Here is a 3437-nt window from a genome sequence, read left to right on the forward strand (position 1 = left end):
GAAGTACCTTTAGCCGAGCTTGTTGAAGGCCTGGGCCATGGAGGACTTCTTGTTGGCGGCGTTGTTGCGGTGGAACACGCCCTTGGTCACGGCCTTGTCCAGGGCGCGGGAAGCGGCGCGGAGCTGAGCCTCGGCTGCAGCCTTGTCGCCGGACTCGAGGACCTCGCGGAACTTGCGGATCTCGGTGCGCACGGAGGAGCGGACGGTCTGGTTGCGGACGCGTGCCTTCTCGTTGGTGATGTTGCGCTTGATCTGGGACTTGATGTTTGCCATGAAGATACCTCTTGGGGTTCGGAGAAATGGTGTCGGTAACCCACCAGCGGACCTGTCCCGCGGCCTGCTGACCAGCAGCGACCGCTCGGCGCCGGTGTTCGAAGAACGGACCCAAGGTCCTGCCCGTCCCGACCGGCGCGCCCGGAAGTGAATAACAGCGGAAATACTAGCAGTCCGACCAGCGGAAACCCAAACCGCTATCCCCAGTGGTAGTGGTTGCGCAGACGGTTGGCGATGCGTTCGAAACGACGCTGCGGGAACAGCGCGCCCTGGCGGCGGACGCCCTGCTCGGAGACCTCGAGCACCCGGTCGAGGCGGATCCAGCACTGCCGACCGGAGGCGTCCCACTCGCCGGCCCCGATGTCGAGCCAGGTCTCGGCGCCCGCGTGCTTCGGGTTGGGGGAGATGAGCAGGCCGAGGATGGTGTGGCGGTCGCGGCCGATGACGAGCATGGCGCGTTCCCGCGGCGGCAGGTCCGGGCCGTCGGAGGGGACCCAGATCCACACGACCTCACCGGGCTCGGCCTGGCCGTCCATGTCGGGCGCGTAGTAGATGTTTCGGCTCATCCGTTCCGTGGCCTCGACGCGGATGTTCGCGGCCGCCGCGCGGACCACCTCGGGCTTGAAACCGGTGTTGAGGCCGAGCCGTTCGCTGATGCGGGCGAGGCCGGAATCAAGCGGGGAGGCCGTCGGCCCGATGAGGGCGCGGCGGACCCTCTCGAGCAGGGAGGGGCGTTCCGACTGGGGCAGCGCAGGCCGGTGGACTCCCCGGGAGCCGTTGCTGTTGGTGCCCATGTACCTGTCGTACCTTCCGTGTCGGGTGGGTGGGTGGTGGATTGTTGTCCCAGTGTATCGGTGGAAAGCGCCCTGCGGCTAGGTCACTTAAGTAATGGGCCCGACTTCGGTAGAGTGGGGGAGTCATACCAGAAGGGAACCTCCACCACACATGGCGAAGAACTTTGCGGAGCAGACGTTCACCGATCCCTCCCGGATCCGTAACTTCTGCATCATCGCGCACATCGACCACGGCAAGTCCACGCTCGCCGACCGAATCCTGCAGCTGTCCAACGTCGTCGAGGCACGCGACATGCGTGACCAGTACCTCGACAGCATGGACATCGAGCGGGAGCGCGGCATCACCATCAAGGCGCAGAACGTGCGTCTGCCGTGGGTCCCGCAGTCGGGTGAGTTCGCGGGCCAGGAGATCGTCATGCAGATGATCGACACCCCGGGTCACGTCGACTTCACGTACGAGGTCTCCCGTGCCCTCGAGGCGTGTGAGGGTGCGATTCTGCTTGTCGACGCCGCCCAGGGCATCGAGGCACAGACCCTCGCCAACCTCTACATGGCGATGGACAAGGACCTGGAGATCATCCCCGTCCTCAACAAGATCGACCTGCCGGCCGCCGACCCGGAGAAGTACGCCCTCGAGGTCGCCAACATCATCGGCTGCGAGCCGGAGGACGTGCTGCGCGTGTCCGGCAAGACCGGCCAGGGTGTCCCGGAGCTGCTGGACAAGGTCGCGGAGCTCATCCCGGCCCCCACCTCGGAGCACGGCCCCGACGCCCCGGCGCGTGCCATGATCTTCGACTCCGTCTACGACACCTACCGCGGCGTGGTCACCTACATCCGCATGATGGACGGCAAGCTCACCCCGCGTCAGCGTCTGACCATGATGTCGACCGGCGCGCACCACGAGCTCCTCGAGATCGGCATCGTGTCCCCGACCCCGAAGAAGTGCGAGGGGCTGGGCCCGGGTGAGGTCGGTTACCTCATCACCGGCGTGAAGGACGTCCGTCAGTCCAAGGTCGGTGACACCGTCACCTGGGCGGAGAAGGGCGCCACCGAGCCCCTGCAGGGCTACGCCGAGCCGAAGCCCATGGTCTACTCGGGACTGTTCCCGATCTCCCAGGCCGACTTCCCGGCGCTGCGTGAGGCCCTGGAGAAGCTGCAGCTCAACGACGCGTCGCTCACCTGGGAGCCGGAGACCTCCGTCGCCCTGGGCTTCGGTTTCCGCTGCGGCTTCCTCGGCCTGCTCCACATGGAGATCACCCGCGACCGCCTGGAGCGCGAGTTCGACCTCGACCTCATCTCCACCTCCCCGTCGGTGGACTACCGCGTCATCGCCGAGGACGGCTCCGAGCACCACGTCCACAACCCCTCCGACTGGCCGGGCGGCAAGCTGCAGGAGATCTACGAACCGATGGTCAACGTCACCATCATCGTGCCCTCCGAGTTCGTCGGCTCCACCATGGAGCTGTGCCAGTCCAAGCGCGGCGAGATGAAGAACATGGACTACCTGTCCGAGGACCGCGTCGAACTGCGTTACCTCATGCCGCTCGGCGAGATCATCTTCGACTTCTTCGACATGCTCAAGTCCCGCACCAAGGGCTACGCCTCCCTCAACTACGAGGAGGCCGGCGAGCAGACCGGCGACCTGGTCAAGGTGGACATCCTGCTGCAGGGGGAGCCGGTCGACGCCTTCTCGGCGATCGTCCACAAGGACAACGCCCAGTGGTACGGCAACAAGATGACCGTGAAGCTCAAGGAGCTCATCCCGCGTCAGCAGTTCGAGGTGCCCGTCCAGGCCGCCATCGGTTCGAAGATCATCGCCCGTGAGAACATCCGCGCCCTGCGCAAGGATGTCCTGGCCAAGTGCTACGGCGGTGACATCTCCCGTAAGCGCAAGCTCCTGGAGAAGCAGAAGGCCGGTAAGAAGCGCATGAAGAACATCGGTTCCGTCTCCGTGCCGCAGGAGGCCTTCGTTGCGGCGCTGTCCACGGACAGCGAGTAGCAGAGAGATGCTTGTCGACGCACGCCGGCGTCGACAAGCATCTTCCTCTACTTCCCGTAGGCGTAGACGACAGCTACGGCGAGACCCTCAGAACAGTGCCGGCCTGATGTGCTCCCACGCGGGGCGCAGGTGCCTGTTGAAGGTGTGCCAGTCGTGGGTGCCGGTGGCGGCGTAGTCGACGCGCAGGCCCGGGGCATCGCCCAGCGCGGCCTCCAGCTGCCGGGTGCACTCCAGTGCGCCGCGTTCGAGGACGGCGCCGGAGGACATGTCGAACCAGTTGCCGGTGGCGTAGTTGGCCACGTCCTCCGGGGCGAACACGCCGTTGGCGGCGGCGAGGTAGACGCGCTGGCCGCGCAGGCCCTCCGGGTTGC

Annotated in this window: 3 protein-coding genes and 1 pseudogene; 1 reads left to right on the plus strand and 3 read right to left on the minus strand. The window is 66.0% G+C overall.

Going from position 1 to position 3437, the window contains the following annotated elements:
• Nucleotides 1–9: 9 nt before the first annotated feature.
• On the minus strand, nucleotides 10–273 hold the full coding sequence (gene rpsT / locus GXZ33_RS11805; RefSeq protein WP_291341340.1) for a 30S ribosomal protein S20: 264 nt from the start codon (nucleotides 271–273) through the stop codon (nucleotides 10–12).
• A 197-nt stretch (nucleotides 274–470) separates the two neighbouring features.
• Entirely contained in the window at nucleotides 471–1067 is a 597-nt protein-coding gene (locus tag GXZ33_RS11810) for a type II toxin-antitoxin system PemK/MazF family toxin (protein ID WP_291341342.1), read from the minus strand.
• 151 nt (nucleotides 1068–1218) lie between these two features.
• On the opposite strand from GXZ33_RS11810, the gene lepA reads away from it, so the two are divergent.
• Nucleotides 1219–3066, plus strand: coding sequence for a translation elongation factor 4 (gene lepA / locus GXZ33_RS11815; RefSeq protein WP_291341344.1), 1848 nt, complete (start codon nucleotides 1219–1221; stop codon nucleotides 3064–3066).
• An 87-nt stretch (nucleotides 3067–3153) separates the two neighbouring features.
• On the opposite strand, the pseudogene GXZ33_RS11820 reads toward lepA, so the two are convergent.
• Nucleotides 3154–3437 (minus strand): annotated as a pseudogene (locus GXZ33_RS11820) (esterase family protein); the annotation flags it as partial.

The organism is Corynebacterium sp. (genome assembly GCF_012838985.1).
Lineage (GTDB): Bacteria > Actinomycetota > Actinomycetes > Mycobacteriales > Mycobacteriaceae > Corynebacterium.